16 protein-coding genes are annotated in these 15,185 nt (G+C 65.4%); 8 read left to right on the top strand and 8 right to left on the bottom strand.

Annotated elements, in window-relative coordinates; all coding sequences use genetic code 11:
• The first annotated feature begins 110 nt into the window (after positions 1 to 110).
• Positions 111 to 1,136 (top strand): LacI family DNA-binding transcriptional regulator, encoded by a 1,026-nt coding sequence (locus EN786_RS09430; protein ID WP_127286182.1) that lies wholly within the window; start codon positions 111 to 113, stop codon positions 1,134 to 1,136.
• 27 nt (positions 1,137 to 1,163) lie between these two features.
• Here the strand turns inward: EN786_RS09430 and EN786_RS09425 are convergent, their stop codons facing one another.
• Complete coding sequence (locus EN786_RS09425; protein ID WP_127286181.1) at positions 1,164 to 1,478, bottom strand: hypothetical protein; 315 nt, start codon at positions 1,476 to 1,478, stop codon at positions 1,164 to 1,166.
• Positions 1,479 to 1,689: 211 nt separating this feature from the next.
• On the opposite strand from EN786_RS09425, the gene EN786_RS09420 reads away from it, so the two are divergent.
• The gene (locus EN786_RS09420) at positions 1,690 to 3,156 is read left to right on the top strand and encodes an esterase-like activity of phytase family protein (protein ID WP_127310370.1); all 1,467 of its coding nucleotides are present in this window, start codon (positions 1,690 to 1,692) and stop codon (positions 3,154 to 3,156) included.
• Between the two features lie 59 nt (positions 3,157 to 3,215).
• On the opposite strand, the gene EN786_RS09415 is transcribed toward EN786_RS09420, so the two are convergent.
• Positions 3,216 to 4,007: a L,D-transpeptidase gene (locus tag EN786_RS09415; RefSeq protein WP_135908256.1), complete on the bottom strand. Its 792-nt coding sequence runs from the start codon at positions 4,005 to 4,007 to the stop codon at positions 3,216 to 3,218.
• 232 nt (positions 4,008 to 4,239) lie between these two features.
• Between EN786_RS09415 and EN786_RS09410 the strand changes: the two genes are divergently transcribed.
• Positions 4,240 to 5,712 (top strand): MATE family efflux transporter, encoded by a 1,473-nt coding sequence (locus tag EN786_RS09410; protein ID WP_127286178.1) that lies wholly within the window; start codon positions 4,240 to 4,242, stop codon positions 5,710 to 5,712.
• Positions 5,713 to 5,715: 3 nt separating this feature from the next.
• Here the strand turns inward: EN786_RS09410 and EN786_RS09405 are convergent, their stop codons facing one another.
• Positions 5,716 to 6,924: an MFS transporter gene (locus EN786_RS09405; RefSeq protein ID WP_135908253.1), complete on the bottom strand. Its 1,209-nt coding sequence runs from the start codon at positions 6,922 to 6,924 to the stop codon at positions 5,716 to 5,718.
• 146 nt (positions 6,925 to 7,070) lie between these two features.
• Between EN786_RS09405 and EN786_RS09400 the strand changes: the two genes are divergently transcribed.
• A complete protein-coding gene (locus tag EN786_RS09400; protein WP_127286176.1) occupies positions 7,071 to 7,646 on the top strand; it encodes a TMEM175 family protein in 576 nt (191 codons plus the stop codon).
• Positions 7,647 to 7,652: 6 nt separating this feature from the next.
• On the opposite strand, the gene EN786_RS09395 is transcribed toward EN786_RS09400, so the two are convergent.
• Complete coding sequence (locus tag EN786_RS09395) at positions 7,653 to 7,934, bottom strand: hypothetical protein (protein WP_126053918.1); 282 nt, start codon at positions 7,932 to 7,934, stop codon at positions 7,653 to 7,655.
• A gap of 132 nt (positions 7,935 to 8,066) precedes the next feature.
• Between EN786_RS09395 and EN786_RS09390 the strand changes: the two genes are divergently transcribed.
• The gene (locus EN786_RS09390) at positions 8,067 to 8,927 is read left to right on the top strand and encodes an SDR family NAD(P)-dependent oxidoreductase (protein WP_135908251.1); all 861 of its coding nucleotides are present in this window, start codon (positions 8,067 to 8,069) and stop codon (positions 8,925 to 8,927) included.
• Between the two features lie 9 nt (positions 8,928 to 8,936).
• Here the strand turns inward: EN786_RS09390 and EN786_RS09385 are convergent, their stop codons facing one another.
• The 4 genes from EN786_RS09385 to EN786_RS09370 form a co-directional block, all read right to left on the bottom strand.
• A complete protein-coding gene (locus tag EN786_RS09385; protein ID WP_187331272.1) occupies positions 8,937 to 9,368 on the bottom strand; it encodes a low affinity iron permease family protein in 432 nt (143 codons plus the stop codon).
• A 253-nt stretch (positions 9,369 to 9,621) separates the two neighbouring features.
• The gene (locus EN786_RS09380; protein ID WP_127311564.1) at positions 9,622 to 10,263 is read right to left on the bottom strand and encodes a DapH/DapD/GlmU-related protein; all 642 of its coding nucleotides are present in this window, start codon (positions 10,261 to 10,263) and stop codon (positions 9,622 to 9,624) included.
• 84 nt (positions 10,264 to 10,347) lie between these two features.
• A complete protein-coding gene (locus tag EN786_RS09375) occupies positions 10,348 to 10,830 on the bottom strand; it encodes a CreA family protein (RefSeq protein WP_127311565.1) in 483 nt (160 codons plus the stop codon).
• A 60-nt stretch (positions 10,831 to 10,890) separates the two neighbouring features.
• Positions 10,891 to 11,388, bottom strand: coding sequence for a cytochrome b/b6 domain-containing protein (locus EN786_RS09370; RefSeq protein WP_127311566.1), 498 nt, complete (start codon positions 11,386 to 11,388; stop codon positions 10,891 to 10,893).
• Positions 11,389 to 11,577: 189 nt separating this feature from the next.
• On the opposite strand from EN786_RS09370, the gene EN786_RS09365 reads away from it, so the two are divergent.
• The 3 genes from EN786_RS09365 (at position 11,578) to EN786_RS09355 (ending at position 14,966) form a co-directional block, all read left to right on the top strand.
• Positions 11,578 to 12,156 carry an SCO family protein gene (locus tag EN786_RS09365; protein WP_127286920.1) on the top strand — a complete coding sequence of 193 codons (579 nt, stop codon included), beginning with the start codon at positions 11,578 to 11,580 and terminating at the stop codon, positions 12,154 to 12,156.
• 9 nt (positions 12,157 to 12,165) lie between these two features.
• The gene (locus EN786_RS09360; protein WP_127311567.1) at positions 12,166 to 13,038 is read left to right on the top strand and encodes a 50S ribosomal protein L11 methyltransferase; all 873 of its coding nucleotides are present in this window, start codon (positions 12,166 to 12,168) and stop codon (positions 13,036 to 13,038) included.
• Between the two features lie 83 nt (positions 13,039 to 13,121).
• Complete coding sequence (locus EN786_RS09355) at positions 13,122 to 14,966, top strand: aminopeptidase P family protein (protein ID WP_135908249.1); 1,845 nt, start codon at positions 13,122 to 13,124, stop codon at positions 14,964 to 14,966.
• Positions 14,967 to 15,185 lie beyond the last annotated feature (219 nt).

The following is a 15,185-nucleotide window of genomic DNA, read 5'->3' as shown; positions in this document are numbered from 1 at the left end:
CGAGAACACACCCGATAGCGTAGAATGTCAATCGGCTGTTTGCGAAAATCATCCCAAAGCCTTGGCCTGAGCGGCAGCCAGTGCTAGCCAAGGCAGGGGGAGAACCGTCCTTGGCGTCCAGCATCCACGACCTTGCGCGTCACCTGAACATTTCGATCGGCACCGTGTCGCGGGCGCTGAACGGCCGCGCCGATGTCAATGCCGACACACGCCAGCGCGTGCTGGAAGCCGCCAAGCAGCTCAACTACGCACCCAACCAGTCCGGCCGCAGCCTCCGGCAAGGCGCCACCCACTCGATCGCCTTCATGCTGCAGCCGCATCCGGGCGACCAGCAATATGGCGAGCCCTTCTTCATTCCCTTCCTCACCGGCCTGCAGGGCAGGCTCGCCGAAAGCGGCCTCGACCTGATCGTGGTCATGGGCGCGCCGGGCGACTACCAGCAGGAGCGCCTGCGCCGCGTCGTCGAGACGCGCCGCGCCGACGCCGTGGTGCTGGCCTGGACGCGGCGCGAGGACGAACGCATCGACTATCTGACCGAGAGAGGCTTCCCCTTCGCCACGCTCGGCCGCAGCCGTTCCGGCGGCAAGTCCTACCCTTCCCTCGACCTCGATTTCGAGAAGGCCGGCAGCGACGCCGTCGACCGGCTGGTGGCGCGCGGCCACCGCCGCATCGCCGCGGTCCGCCCTGCCCTCAATCTCAATTTCGGCTACCTGTTCCTCGACGGCTACCGCAAGGCCTTGAGGCGGCACGGCATCGAGGTCGATCCCGGCCTGATCGCCGACGGCTTCATCAACGAGGGCGGCGGCTACCAGGTGACACCGCGCGTGATGCTCTCCAAGGACCGGCCTACGGCGATCATCTACAACAACGACGCTATGGCGCTCGGCGGCTGCAAGGCGCTGGCCGAGATGGGCATCCGGCCCGGCCACGACATCGCCGTGACGGTCATCGTCGACACGCCGCTCTGCCGCTATTTCTCGCCGGCGCTGACCGCCTTCCGCCCGGCGCTGCAGCCCATGGGCCGGCGGTTGGCCGAGATGCTGCTTGCATCGCTCCCCGCCTTCGCCGGTCCGGAAGGCACGCGCATCATGCGCGAGGTCTGGCCGCTGGAACTGATCGCGCGAGAGAGCGACTGATAGTCGCCGAGGGTAGCCGCATCGACCTCAGTCCACTTTCTCCTCGCCCTTCTCGCCAGCCTTTACGATGTCGCCGGTCGTGAACAGGATTTCCTTCAGCTCTGCCCGCCAGTCCTTCTTCTGACGCAGCAGGAATTCGAGATTCATGCCGAAATGCTTGAACTCCTCGCCTTGCGCATTTTTCATGATGGCGCGCGCCTGCGCGTCCTTTTCCACCGACATGCGCTGCTCGTACCAGCTGATCGCCTCCGCCTCCTCGATCAGCGAAGTGATCATGCGGGCAAATGTCCGCACCTTCTGCGTCAATTCCTCCGCCGGCTCGTGATACTGATCGAAACCCATATGTCCTCCTGAGCCCATGGCTCGACCGACCATCGCAGGCGATGCCTGGGCTCGCCTGCAACGGTTGCGATTGGAAAATGGTTCCGGGGCACGCGCCGGCGCGGCCTGTCACGCAGGTATCATGTTCGAGTCCTAGACCGCTTGGCGGAAGGTGCCGGCGGCATGTCGATGCGACACCCGCTCCGGCATGCTCTGTCACAAGGGGATATCCATGAAACATCTCAACCGGACCGTTGCACTTGGCGCGGCACTTGCGCTGTTCACAGCCCTCACCCCGGCGCTCGCCGATGGCGTCGCCTATGTCAACAAGGGCCTGGTCGGCGTCGGCCGCATCCCCGCCAACCAGAAGGACAAGTTCGGCGAGACCTTCGGCTCCGGTTCCGGCATGGCGATCGACACCAAGGGCTGGGCGCGTGACGGCAACGCCTACAAGGGCTCGCTCTGGCTGCTGCCGGATCGTGGCTACAACGTCGTCGGCACCACCGACTATCGGGCCCGCCTCAACACCGTTTCGATCGAGCTTGCCCCGACCCCTCCGGGCGCCGCGCCCGCAGCCGGCCAGGAACAGTCGGGCGTCAATGCGACGCTCGCCGACACCCTGCTGCTCACCGACGACAAGGGCGTTGACGCCACCGGCCTCGACCCGCTGAACGGCGTCCGCCCCGCCGCCGGCGACATGCCGATCCTGCCGCAGGCCGACAATGGCAAGCTGGCGCTGGATGACGAAGCCATCGTGCGCCTGCCGGACGGCAGCATGTTCATCTCCGACGAGTACGGCCCTAACATCTATCGCTTCTCGGCCGAGGGCCGCCTGATGTCGGCCACCCAGCCGCCGGCGGCCCTGGTGCCAATGCGCCACGGCAAGCCGAACTTCGCCTCCGACAATCCGGGCCCGGGCGCCGCCGAGCCCGATCCGAAGGATCCCGAGACCGGCCGCCAGAACAACCAGGGCCTGGAAGGCATGTCGCTGACGCCGGACGGCAAGTTCCTGATCGCCGTGCTGCAGTCGGCGCCGCGCCAGGATGGCGGCGATTCCGGCTCGACGCGCCAGAACACCAGGGCGCTGGTCTATGACGCATCCGACCTCGCCCATCTCAAGCTGGCGCATGAATATGTCGTGCCGTTGCCGGTGTTCAAGGACGCCAAGGGCAAGACCAAGGTGGCGGCGCAGAGTGAGATCGTCGCGCTCTCCAACACGAGCTTCCTGATGCTGACGCGCGACAGCGGCAACGGCCAGGGTGTGAAGGGCGAAGAGTCGCTCTATCGCAAGATCAACATCGTCGACCTGTCCGGCGCGACCGACATCGCCGGCGGCCCGTTCGACGCCGCCGACAAGCCGCTGGCGCCGAAGGGCGTGCTCGATGCGTCGGTTGCCCCGGCCAAGGTCACGCCGTTCATCGACATCAACGACAGGGCCCAGCTTGGCCGCTTCGGTCTGCACAATGGTAAGCCGAACGACAAGGACAATCTCTCGGAGAAGTGGGAAGCGATGTCGCTGGTCAGCGTGCTCGATCCCAAGCTGCCCGACGACTACTTCCTGTTCGTCGCCAACGACAACGATTTCCTGACCCAGGACGGCTTCCAGGTCGGCGCGCCCTACAAGGCCGAGGACGGCGCCGATGTCGACACCATGTTCCTGGTCTATCAGGTGACGCTGCCGAACCTCGCCACGAACTAGCTAACGACAGAAAGGCGGACGCGCCGGGCGCGTCCGCCTTCAGGCCATTTGTCGACGATCTACTTCAAGATCTCCGCGTCCCTCGGCACGCCGGCATCGATCGGCTCGGCCGTCCTGTTCGACACGGCCGTGAGCTTGCCGGCGGGCGACAGGTTCGGGCGCACGAAGACCTGCGCGACGCCATTGACGCGGCCGTAGAGGTCGATGATGTCCTGGTTCATGAAGCGCACGCAGCCGGACGAAGCGTTCTTGCCGATGGAATCCCACTCCGGCGTGCCGTGCAGCCGGTACATCGTGTCCTTACCGTCGCGGAAGAGATAGAGCGCGCGGGCGCCGAGCGGGCTCTGCGGACCGGGCGGCATGCCGTCCTTGTATTTCGCCAGTTCAGGCCGGCGCTGGATCATTTCCGGCGGCGGCGTCCAGACCGGCCACTTCTTACGCGCCTGAACGACGGCGCTGCCGGTCCATCCGAAACCGGCCTTGCCGAGGCTGACGCCATAGCGGATGGCCTCGCCGCCGTCGCGCACCAGATAGAGGAAATGCTCGGAGGTATCGACGACGATCGTGCCGGGTTTTTCCCCTGTCGGGTCGGGCACGATCTGGCGCACGAACTTCGGATCGAGCTTGTCCACCGGGATTGCCGGCAGCTGATAGCCCTCGTCGACGCGTGCCGCATACATGCTCTCGGCAGCGCCGAAAGCCGAATCGCTTGGCGGCGGCGGCGCTGCCGCCGGTGGCGCCACGTCGGTAGTGGTGCAGGCCGAAAGAGCCACGGAGGCTGCTCCCACAGCGGACGCACCGAGAAACGCGCGCCGGTTCAGGCGCTCAAAAAACAGCGAACTATCGGACATCATCCCCCCGGCTATCAATAAGATCTAAGGAGTGCGGCCCCACGCACCCGGGATCAATAGCCCATTCCGCACGCTTTGAGAACATGACTGGATCAAGGCACGCCAGAGCATGATGCCGAAAGTGTGAATCGATTTTCGCTCAGGCGGAATTTTCCGGCTTCGCATCGACCTGTCCCCTCAAATCGGCGATCATCGCCGACCGCACCCAAAGACCAGCGCTGAGCAGCCCACCATGGACGACAAGACGCCTGCCCGCCGGCGCACCGGCGACCTCACCAGCGGCCCGATCCCGCGCACGCTGCTGCTGTTCGCTTTGCCGGTGCTCGGCTCCAACGTGCTGCAGTCGCTCAACGGCTCGATCAATGCGGTATGGGTCGGCCGCTTCCTCGGCGAGGCGGCGCTGACCGCGACCTCCAACGCCAATCTGGTGCTGTTCCTGATCCTCGGCACGGTGTTCGGCATCGGCATGGCCGCCACCATCCTGGTCGCGCAGTCGGTCGGCGCCCGCGACCTGCCGGAGGCGCGGCGCATCGTCGGCACCAGCGCCACCTTCTTCTTCCTCGTCTCGGTGGTGTTCGCCGTCTGCGGCTGGATCTGGGTCGACGCCATCCTCAACACGCTGGGCACGCCGGCCGACGCGCTGCCGCTGGCGCGCTCCTACTTGCGCATCATCTTCGCCGCCGTGCCGATGATGAACCTGTTGTCCTTCGTCATGACGGTGCTGCGCGGCGCCGGCGATTCGCGCACGCCGTTCGTCTTCATGGCGCTGGCGGTCGTCCTCGACATCGTGCTCAACCCGCTGCTGATCCGCGGCCTCGGGCCGCTCCCGGAGCTCGGCATCGCCGGATCCGCAACCGCCACGCTGATCGGCCAGACGGTGAGCGTGATCGCCATCCTGATCGTGCTCTATGCCCGCAAGCATCCGCTGAGGCTCGCCGGCGCCAACCTCGCCCTGCTGCGGCCCGATCCGGCGCTGCTCAGGATCGTCGTCTTCAAGGGCGTGCCGATGGGCCTGCAGATGATCGTGATTTCCGCCGCGGCGTTGACGGTCATGGGCATCGTCAATTCCTACGGGTCGCAGGTCGCCGCCGCCTACGGCATCGCCGCGCAGCTCTGGACCTATATCCAGATGCCGGCGCTCGCCATCGGCGCGGCCGTCTCCTCGATGGCCGCGCAGAATGTCGGCGCCGGGCGCTGGGACCGCATCGGCAAGGTCGCGGCTTCGGGCGTCGGCTTCAACCTGGTGCTGACCGGCGCGCTGGTCTTCCTGCTGTTTTTCTTCGACCGTTCGATCCTCAGCCTGTTCCTCAGCACCGACAGCGCGGCCATCGACATCGCCGCCCACATCAACAATGTCGCGTCCTGGTCGTTCATCCTGTTCGGCGTCACCATCGTGCTGTTTGCCACCGTGCGCGCAACCGGCGCGGTGATGCCGCCGCTGATCATCCTGGTGATCTCGGTGCTGATCGTGCGCACCGGCTTTGCCTATTTCTTCCGGAGCGTGATCGGCGAGGAGGCGCTCTGGTGGAGCTTTCCGGCCGGCTCGATCACTTCACTGGCGCTGGCCGCCGGCTACTACCGTTTCGGCGGCTGGCGCACCCTGCACATGATCGAGGGCAGGCCGGCCGCCGGCGAACCGCCGGACACCGGTCTCGGCGTGCCGCGCCAGCGCGCGAACATGGCGCCCGAGACGCCGGACGGCTGAACCCTAGCGCGCGTATCTCGCGCCGAACCCCAGCGCCACCAGCGCAAAGACCGTGATCATCCCGGCAAAGGCCAAGGTTGCTGCCGTCGCGCTCGTCCAGTTCGACAGGATGCCGATGCCGATGACCGGCAGCGCGTTGCCGCAGAAGCAGCAGATGAAGAAGGCCGACACAACTTCGGCGCGCCGGTCGTCCGGCGCGATCTGGTTCACCACCTGCAGGCCGCCGCGATAGCCGAGCGCCGCCGCCACGCCACACAAGCCGGTTGCGGCGATCATGATTGCCATGGACGCATAGACTTGCGCGGCAACGACCAGCGCCACGGTCGGGATCATCAGCGCCAGCGCCGCCAGCATGGTGATGCGGCTGGACAGCCGCAGCGTCAGCAGGATGGTCGCGGCCGCCACCATCGACAGCTCGAAGAACAGCGCGCCGGCCTCGGCGTGGTTCGTGACATGCAGCTGCTGGGCCAGGATGCTCGGCGCCAGCGCAGCATAGAAGCCGACAAGCGCCATGGCCCCGAAGCCGGTCACCGCCGGCGCCACGAAGGCCGCGCGGATGTCGGCGGGCACCGACAGCCGTGGCCGCATCGAGACATCCGAGAGCCGCCCTGGCCGCATCACGGTTTCCCGCGTGCGCCAGATCAAGAGCGTGACCAGGGCAAGCAGCGCCAGATAGAGGGCGAATGTCAGCCTGAGCGGCCAGGGCGCGTATTCGGCAAGCACCCCCGACACCAGCGCGCCGAGGCCGAGGCCGACGAAATTGGTGCTGGTGGCGATGGTTGCGGCGCGCGATTTGTCCTCGCTGTCGATCAGCTCGGCGAGCCAGGCGGTGCCTGTTCCCGCGCCGACGCCGATGCCAAGACCGCTCAGGATGCGGGCGATATCGAGCCAGGCGACATTCTCGGCGAACAGGAAGACTAGCGCGCTGACAAGAGCGGTCGCCATCGCCGCCAGGGCGGCCGGACGGCGGCCGATGGCATCCGACAGCCGTCCGAACACCAGCAGTGCCGCCAGATTGCCGACGACATAGACGGCATAGACCAGCGTCAACGTCAGCTGGGAGAAGCCGAAGGCCTGTTTGTAGATGATGTAGAGCGGCGTCAGCACCGTGCTGCCGGCAAACAGCGCCGCGATCATGGCGGCGACGGCGGTGGTCGCGGCGCCGCCGCCGAGTTCATTGTCGCGCGTGATGGCTTGAGCGTAGGTCGTCATGTCGACGTCCTTCTTTTAGGGGGATGCCCGCCTAACGAGCAGATGGTGACGGCCGTTCCGCTCGCCCAATACGCTCCTGACAGGATGGTCAGTATGGCGCCGCGCGAAATCCTCTCGTACCCTTCGCCTGTTCAAGGGGAGAATCGATGGGCAAAGGACGGGTCGAAGCATTCACCGATGGCGTCGTCGCCATCATCATCACCATCATGGTGCTGGAGCTGAAGGTGCCGCATGGCGAGGATTTTTCCGCCCTTGCGCCGTTGTGGCCGGTCTTCTTCAGCTACGTCCTGTCCTTCATCAATGTCGGCATCTACTGGAACAATCTGCACAACATGTTCCACACCGTGCAGCGCGTCGACGGATATGTCCTGTGGGCGAACCTCAACCTTCTGTTCTGGCTGTCGCTGATGCCGGTGACGACCGCTTTCATGGGCGAGAACCATTTCGCGCCGGTCCCGGTCGCCGTCTACGGCGCCGACCTGGCGCTCTGCGCCGTCGCCTACACGATCCTGGTCACCAAGCTGCGCCATCTGCACGGCGCGGACACGACCTTCGCCAAGGCGGTGGGCCAAGACAGAAAGGGCAAGATCTCGCTGGCGATCTACATAGCTGGCGTGCTGCTCACCTTCGTCAACCAATGGATCGGCGTCGCCCTCTATGTGGCGGTGGCGATAACCTGGTTCGTGCCGGACCGGCGATTCGAGAAGCTTATCGAAAAATAGACGACGCTACGTCCGCATCGCCTTCAGCTTTTCAGCCACCGACGCCGCGAGGTCGGCATAGCGCTCCTCCAGCCGCTCGGCCGCCTTGATGACGGGGAAGTCATGGTCGAATTTCTCCAGCGCCATGCGCAGCTTCTCGACGAAGTCGGCCTGCTTCTCCAAAGCCGAGAACAGTGTCTTAACCTGCGCCTCGCTGATGTCGGGATTGGCCAGCATCTTCGGCACCTCGCGGCCCATCTGGTCGCCGGTGGCGGTCTGCTCCTTCAGGATTTCGGCCCAGTCGGTCAATCGGCAGTCTCCTTCGATGGCGGGCAGCATGCGCGGCGGCCGCCCATGCGGTCAACCCGCCGACATCGAAGCGGACTTGCCTGAGCCTGATCCGGCGTTAAGTTCGGCGCAACCTCGAACAAGGACCCTGCCATGACCACCGACGCCGAATTCCAGTCCGCCCTCCCCGCCCTCGCCTCCGGCAACGTGGCCGTCATCACCGGCGCCGCCAGCGGCATCGGCCTTGCCGCCGCGAAGCGGTTTGCGGCCATGGGCATGAAGATCGTGCTGGCCGATATCGGCGGGGCGCGCCTCGACGAGGCAAGCCGGGCGGTCGCCGCGATCGGCGGCGACGTGCTTGCCGTCGCCACGGATGTTTCCGCGGCCGACGAAGTCGATCGACTGGCGGAAACGGCGCAAGGCGCCTTCGGCGACGTGTCGCTGCTGATGAACAATGCCGGTGTCGGCAACAATCCCGGCAAACCGTGGGAAAACCGCGATGCCTGGAAGCGGCTTCTCGCCATCAATTTCTGGGGCGTCGTGCATGGCGTCGAGGCCTTCGCGCCGGCCATGCTGGCCTCGGGCAAACCCGGCCTGATCATCAACACCGGCTCCAAGCAGGGCATCACCACGCCGCCCCGCAATCTCGCCTACAACGTCTCCAAGGCCGGCGTGAAGACCTTCACTGAAGGCCTGGCGCACGCTCTGCGCAACGAGCCCGGCGCCAGGATCTCCGCCCACCTGCTCATCCCGGGCTTCACCTATACCGGCCTGACCGAAGGCGCGACCGAGAAGCCGGCCGGCGCCTGGACGGGAGAGCAGGTCATCGACTTCATGCTCGCCTCGCTCAAGCGCGGCGATTTCTACATCCTTTGCCCCGACAATGAGGTGGCGCGGCCGACGGACGAAAAGCGCATGGCCTGGGCGATTGGCGACATCATCGAGAACCGCCCTGCCCTTTCACGCTGGCACCCTGACCACAAGGACGCCTTCGCGACCTTCATGAACGGCTGACGGTCGGGCTCAAGCGGCAGCCTGCTTCTTCGAGCCGGGCTTCGGCGTTACCGCCTTCTTGGCGGCGGCGTCGGCGATCTTTCGATCGTGGCGCTTCGCCGCCTGCTCGCATTTGGCGCGGATCTCCTCGACTTCCGATTCCGTCAGGTGCTCGATGCCGATGAAGTGGTTGTGGGCGCGGCTGACCCGGATCAGCTCGTCGAGCTTGGCCTGGATCGCCGCGCCGTCGCGGTTCTGCGTGTTCTGGATAAGGAACACCATCAGAAAGGTGACGATCGTGGTGCCGGTGTTGATGACGAGCTGCCAGGTATCGGAAAAGCCGAAGAATGGCCCGCTCGCGGCCCAGATGACGACGATCAGAATGCAGGCGGCGAAGGTGGGCGGCAGGCCGGCCACATGAGCCACCCAATTGGCAATCCTGGTGAAAAGTCTCTCGATCATCGGAATCTCTCGACCGTCGTGCGAACTCCGAGAGAAACAGACAACGCACGCTCCCGGTTCCCGCTGAACCGATCCGCACGTGCAATCCGGCACACGCGGAAAGCGCACGCTCAAGAAAAAACACCTTATGGCTTTGTTGTCATAGTGCGGGAGCAGGCAAGAAAAGCCTGCTCCGTCCGCTTCACGGCGGTTTACCTCCAGCCCCTTCCGCTGCGCCACCCCCGCATGGCGGAAGGGGTTTTGTTCCCCAGGATCAGGTCGCGTCGTTTTCCCAGCGGTCGAGGAAGGCCTCGATCGGCATGGCCTGCATGTCGGGAACGGCCTTGGCCAGTTTCTCGGGCGGCCAGTCCCACCAGCCGAGGCGTTCGATGCGGGCCGCGATGCCGGCGTTGAAACGCTGGCGCAGCGACCTGGCCGGCACGCCGGCGACGATCGTGTAGGCCGGCACGTCATGCGTCACCACCGCGTTGGCGCCGACAATGGCGCCATTGCCGATGGTGATGCCCGGCATGATCACCGCGCCATGGCCGATCCAGACGTCGTGGCCGATACTGACGGACCTTGCCTGCCGCCGCTCCCGGAAGGCCGCGTCGACGCCCAGCCAGCGGAAATACTCGTTCGGCCGGTAGCTGACCTTGTGCTGCGTCAGCCGCTCGATCGGATGTTCGAGCGCATTGATGCGGCTGTTGGCGGCGATCGAGCAAAATTTGCCGATCGTCGTGTAGATCGCTTCGGCGTGGCGTTCGAAATAGGAGAAGTCGCCGACCGTCACCTCGCGCAGGACCACCCGTTCGCCGATCGAGGCGTAGCGGCCGAGCTTGCATGCCTTCAGTTCCGCGGTCGGATGGATGCGCGGTTCCGGATCTTTCAGGACGAGGTCTTCGGCACGGTCCATGCGGCGGCTTTACCCCCGCGCAGTTGCTGCTGCAAGGCGGGAGCAATGTCGCGCCGTCAAACAGCCCGAGAGGGTCTGCCCCGCTTATTGCGGCTTGCCCTTGGTCCAAACCACGTTCTGGCCGTAGAGCGGGATCGACGTGACCGACATCTTGGCCGAACCGTTCTGCACCTGGCGTGAATGCGAGAGATAGATCAGCGTCTCGTTCTTCTTGTCGTAGATGCGGTTCACCACCTGCTTCTTCCAGATCAGGCTGATGCCCTGCTTGAACACCTCCTCGCCGCTTTCGCCCATGTCGATGTCACCGATGGTGATCGGTCCGGTCTGGCGGCAGGAGATCGACGAATCGGACGGATCCTCGAACCAGTTGCCCTTGTGCAGCCGATCGATGACGCTGCGATCGAAATACGCGACGTGGCAGGTGACGCCCTCGACTTTCGGATCCTTGATCGCCTCGACCATGATGTCGTTGCCGACCCAGTCGACGCCGACCTTGCCGACCTCCTCGGCCGCCGCCGCGCCGACGACAAGGCATGCGGCAAGCGCGCCGCCGATCAGTTTTCGCAAGGGAGCCTCCTCGGTTCGAGTTGCCGGTCTCAGGTGGGACTGAGGTGGCTTGTTTACAAGCTAGGCCTGGCGGAACCTCAACATCTGCCGCAGCACGTCGCTCCTGAGGACAAAGTGCTGGACCAGCGCGCCGGCGATATGCAGCAGCACGACATAGAGCAGGATGTTCTTGCCCACCACATGCACCAGCCCGGCTCCCGGCAGCTGCAGGAACCAGGCGGCGGCGCCCGAAAGCGGCACGATGAAGATGAGCGCATAGATCAAGAGATGCGCTGCCTTGGCCAGCAGCCGCAGCGCCGGATGCTCCATGCCCGAGACCGGCGGCACGCCGCGCGTCGCCCTCAGCCAAAGCCGCCACGTCGCAAGAACGAGTACCGCAAGGCCGAGCACGACATGCATGTAGGCCAGCGGTATGTCCCCTGCGGCAGCCTGCTGCCCTCTGCGAAAGGCACGCCAGACATGCTCCATGCCGTCATGGGCAAGGAACTGGATCAGAATCAGCGCGGCGATGCCCCAATGCAGCCAGATCTGGGTCTTCGAATAGGAGGCTGCTTGCATGTCCGGTCCATCGCTGGCGTGTCTGTCGCGAAGATAGGTCGGCGGAAAACCCGGTCAAATTAAGGATTGGCAATATGCATCGGTTGCGGCAACGCGGCATCTTTGCCTCCGCCGCCTCTACCCGCTAAGACTGCTCGAACAAGGCGTCCGATTGGGCGCCCAATGAAAGATCACGACGGACATTTCCCGATGATGCGTTCAATTCTGGTCGGCATTCTCGTCCTGATGGCGGCCGGCATCGGCTGGCTCACTTTCGATTTCTACCGCGGCCACTATAGCGGCGAGCCTTACGGCGCGCCCTTCGCGCTGGTCGACCAGAAGGGCGCGCCGATCACCGAAGCCGCCTTCAGGGGCCATCCCAGCGTCGTCTTCTTCGGCTTCACCCATTGCCCCGAAGTGTGCCCGACCACGCTCTTCGAACTGTCCGGCTGGCTGAAGACGCTTGGCGACGGCGGCAAGAACCTGAACGCCTATTTCGTCACCGTCGACCCCGAGCGTGACACGCCCGAGATCATCAAGGCCTATGTCGGTAATTTCTCCGACCGCATCGTCGGCATCAGCGGCGACCCCGACAAGGTCCATGCCATGGCCAAATCCTTCGGCATCTACTGGAAGAAGGTCGACACCGGCGATGGCGACTACACGATGGACCACACCGCCTCGGTGCTGCTGCTCAATGGCAAGGGCGAGTTCTCCGGTACGATCGCCTATGGCGAAAGTGCTGACGCGGCCGTTGCCAAGCTGAAGCGCCTGGCGAACGAAGGCTGACACCGTCCGATGGCGCAAACGCGGCTCCATTTCACCGCCGGCAAGATCGAGGCCGATCGCATCTTCGCCGCGCTCGATGCGGCCTTCGAGGATGAGGGCCTGCCGCTTGCCGTGCTGGAGGTCGACGAGGACCGCGACATCCACGAAGTCTCGCTCTATGCCGATGGCGACGTCGATGCGGTCGAGGCGCGACTGAAGGACATCCTTGCCGGCCTCGCGCTGACGAAGCCTATCGAACGCGAAACGCTGCCCGAAATCGACTGGATGGCGCGCTCGCTGGAGGGCTTGAAGCCGGTGCGCGCCGGCCGCTTCTTCGTCCATGGCGCGCATGACCGCGACAGGCGCCACAGCGGCGACCTCGCCATCGAGATCGAGGCCGGCCTTGCCTTCGGCACCGGCCATCACGGCACCACCGCCGGCTGCCTCGAAATGCTGGAGAAGGTCGTGCGGCGCGAGCGGCCGCGCAACGCCCTCGACCTCGGAACCGGCAGCGCCGTGCTGGCGATCGCGCTGGCGAGGCTGGCGCATATCCCGGTGCTGGCGACCGACATCGACCCGGTCGCCGTCAAGGTCGCCGCCGCCAATGCCCGCCTCAACCATGTCAAGGCGCTGGTCGAAACCGTGACCGCGCCGGGCTTCCACCACCCGATCTTCGGCAGGCGCGCGCCCTTCGATCTCATCGTCGCCAACATATTGGCGCGGCCTTTGATGCGGCTGGCGCCGGAGATGGCGAAGCACATCAGGCTCGGCGGCTCGCTCGTGCTGTCCGGCATTCTCGATCGCCAGCGCGATGCCGTGGTCTCGGCCTATGTCGGCCAGAGCTTCCGCCACGTTCGCACCCTGCACCGCGAGGGCTGGGTGACGATCCATCTCAAGCGCTGAAACTGGACCAATCCGTCCCTCCGGAAATCGATTCCGGTTTTCGGGGCCATACGCTACGGTCGCGTCGACAGAGGAGGCCCATCATGTTCCAGACCTTCGACTCGGCGGGCGATCCGTCTGTCGGCAAGCCGCGCGTGGCGCTGCTGCGGCAATGGCTGGCTGAGAACGGCCTCGACGGGTTCATCGTGCCGCGCGCCGACGAGCACCAGGGCGAGTATGTCGCCGACCGGTCGGCGCGGCTGAAATGGCTGACCGGCTTCAGCGGCTCGGCCGGCGTCGCCATCGTCCTTAGCGACCGCGCCTTCGTCTTCGTCGACGGGCGCTACACGCTGCAGGTGCGCAGCGAAGTCGATCTCGACATCTTCGCCATCGAGAGCCTCATCGACAACCCGCCTGCCACCTGGATCAAGGACAATCTCGGCAAGGGTGCACGCTTGGGCTTCGACCCATGGCTGCACACGCTGAGCGAAGTCAAGGCCCTGAAGGCCTCGGCCGAGCAGTCCGGCGCGACCCTGGTGCCGCTCGACCAGAATCCCATCGACATCATCTGGAAAGACCAGCCCGAGCCGCCCGTGGCGCCGGTCGAAATCCATCCGATCGGTTTCGCCGGCGAACTGGCCAAGGATAAGCTGGCGCGGCTGGCGGCAGCGATCGACAAGGACGGCGCGACCCATGCGGTGCTCACCGACCCGTCCTCGATAGCCTGGGTCTTCAACATCCGCGGCGGCGACGTACCGCACACGCCGCTGGCGCTGGGCTTCGCGATCCTTGCCGCCGACGGCAAGCACCAGCTCTTCATGGATCAGCGCAAATTCCCGCGCATGGTCGCCGCCTATCTCACCCAGCTTGCCAACCTGCACGAGCCCGGCGAATTCGAAGCCGCCGTTGTCGCGCTGGCCAAGGGCGGCGCCAGGATCGCACTCGACCCTGTTCTGGCGGCCGAAAGGCTGAGAATGCTGGTCGAGGACAATGGCGGTTCGGTGGTTTCAGCGCCCGATCCGGCCCGCATCCCCCGCGCCACCAAGAACCAGGCCGAGATCAACGGCAGCCGCGCCGCGCACCGTCGCGACGGCGCGGCGGTGGCCAAGCTATTGTGCTGGCTCGACCGGCAACAGCCGGGCACGCTCGACGAGATCGCCGTCGTCACCAGGCTCGAGGAAACCCGCCGGCAGACCGGCGAGGAAACCCAGATGCCGCTGCGCGACGTCTCCTTCGACACCATTTCCGGCGCCGGCCCGAACGGCGCCATCATGCACTACCGTGTCTCCCGCGCCACCAGTCGCAAGCTCGCCGACGGCGAACTGTTCCTGCTCGATTCCGGCGGCCAGTATCAGGACGGCACCACCGACATCACCCGCACCGTGCCGGTCGGCCAACCCACCGAGGAGATGCGCGAGCGCTTCACCCTGGTGCTGAAGGGCATGATCGGCATTTCCATGCTGCGCTTTCCCGCCGGCACGCGCGGCTCGGAGATCGACGCCGTGGCGCGCGTGGCGCTGTGGAGGCACGGCTGCGACTTCGCCCACGGCACCGGCCATGGCGTCGGCTCCTACCTTGCCGTCCATGAAGGCCCGCAACGCATCGCCCGCACCGGCACCGAGAAGCTGCTCGCCGGCATGATGCTCTCCAACGAGCCTGGCTACTACAAGGAAGGCGCCTACGGCATCCGCATTGAGAACCTCGTGCTGGTCACGGCCGCCGAGCAAATAGAAGGCGGCGACATCGCCATGCACGGTTTCGAGACGCTGACGCTGGCGCCGATCGACAAGCGTCTTGTTCGCACCGATCTGCTGACACGCGACGAGTTGCATTGGCTCGACACCTATCACGCCCGGGTGCTGGCCGAGATCGGCCCTATGCTGGACGGCGAGACGCTGGCCTGGCTGGAGAAGGCGACCGCGCCGCTGCCACACGATGCCAAGATCTGAATCCAACAACTTGGAAGGTCAGCGCTGCCCCTCATCCGCCTGCCGGCACCTTCTCCCGTATAGGGACGGGGAGAAGGGGCTGACCGTGACGTCGGCGCTATCTTGCAACGACAGCGATTGGCGAAACCGTCGATGAGGGCGTCTTTCTCCCCGTCACTATACGGGGAGAAATACCCGGCAGGGCAATGAGGGGCGGCACCGACGCGCACAACGAAATTG

The sequence above is a fragment of the Mesorhizobium sp. M4B.F.Ca.ET.143.01.1.1 genome (assembly GCF_004792275.1).
Taxonomy (GTDB): domain Bacteria; phylum Pseudomonadota; class Alphaproteobacteria; order Rhizobiales; family Rhizobiaceae; genus Mesorhizobium; species Mesorhizobium abyssinicae.
This window is presented reverse-complemented; position numbering and strand designations above follow the sequence as displayed.

What these genes read in the sequence shown, in the direction of transcription:
- EN786_RS09425 (WP_127286181.1), bottom strand. Translation starts at nt 1,478, where the DNA reads ATGGGTTTCGATCAGTATCACGAGCCGGCGGAGGAATTGACGCAGAAG.
- EN786_RS09420 (WP_127310370.1), top strand. Translation starts at nt 1,690, where the DNA reads ATGAAACATCTCAACCGGACCGTTGCACTTGGCGCGGCACTTGCGCTG.
- EN786_RS09415 (WP_135908256.1), bottom strand. Translation starts at nt 4,007, where the DNA reads ATGTCCGATAGTTCGCTGTTTTTTGAGCGCCTGAACCGGCGCGCGTTT.
- EN786_RS09410 (WP_127286178.1), top strand. Translation starts at nt 4,240, where the DNA reads ATGGACGACAAGACGCCTGCCCGCCGGCGCACCGGCGACCTCACCAGC.
- EN786_RS09405 (WP_135908253.1), bottom strand. Translation starts at nt 6,924, where the DNA reads ATGACGACCTACGCTCAAGCCATCACGCGCGACAATGAACTCGGCGGC.
- EN786_RS09400 (WP_127286176.1), top strand. Translation starts at nt 7,071, where the DNA reads ATGGGCAAAGGACGGGTCGAAGCATTCACCGATGGCGTCGTCGCCATC.
- EN786_RS09390 (WP_135908251.1), top strand. Translation starts at nt 8,067, where the DNA reads ATGACCACCGACGCCGAATTCCAGTCCGCCCTCCCCGCCCTCGCCTCC.
- EN786_RS09385 (WP_187331272.1), bottom strand. Translation starts at nt 9,368, where the DNA reads ATGATCGAGAGACTTTTCACCAGGATTGCCAATTGGGTGGCTCATGTG.
- EN786_RS09380 (WP_127311564.1), bottom strand. Translation starts at nt 10,263, where the DNA reads ATGGACCGTGCCGAAGACCTCGTCCTGAAAGATCCGGAACCGCGCATC.
- EN786_RS09370 (WP_127311566.1), bottom strand. Translation starts at nt 11,388, where the DNA reads ATGCAAGCAGCCTCCTATTCGAAGACCCAGATCTGGCTGCATTGGGGC.
- EN786_RS09365 (WP_127286920.1), top strand. Translation starts at nt 11,578, where the DNA reads ATGATGCGTTCAATTCTGGTCGGCATTCTCGTCCTGATGGCGGCCGGC.
- EN786_RS09360 (WP_127311567.1), top strand. Translation starts at nt 12,166, where the DNA reads ATGGCGCAAACGCGGCTCCATTTCACCGCCGGCAAGATCGAGGCCGAT.
- EN786_RS09355 (WP_135908249.1), top strand. Translation starts at nt 13,122, where the DNA reads ATGTTCCAGACCTTCGACTCGGCGGGCGATCCGTCTGTCGGCAAGCCG.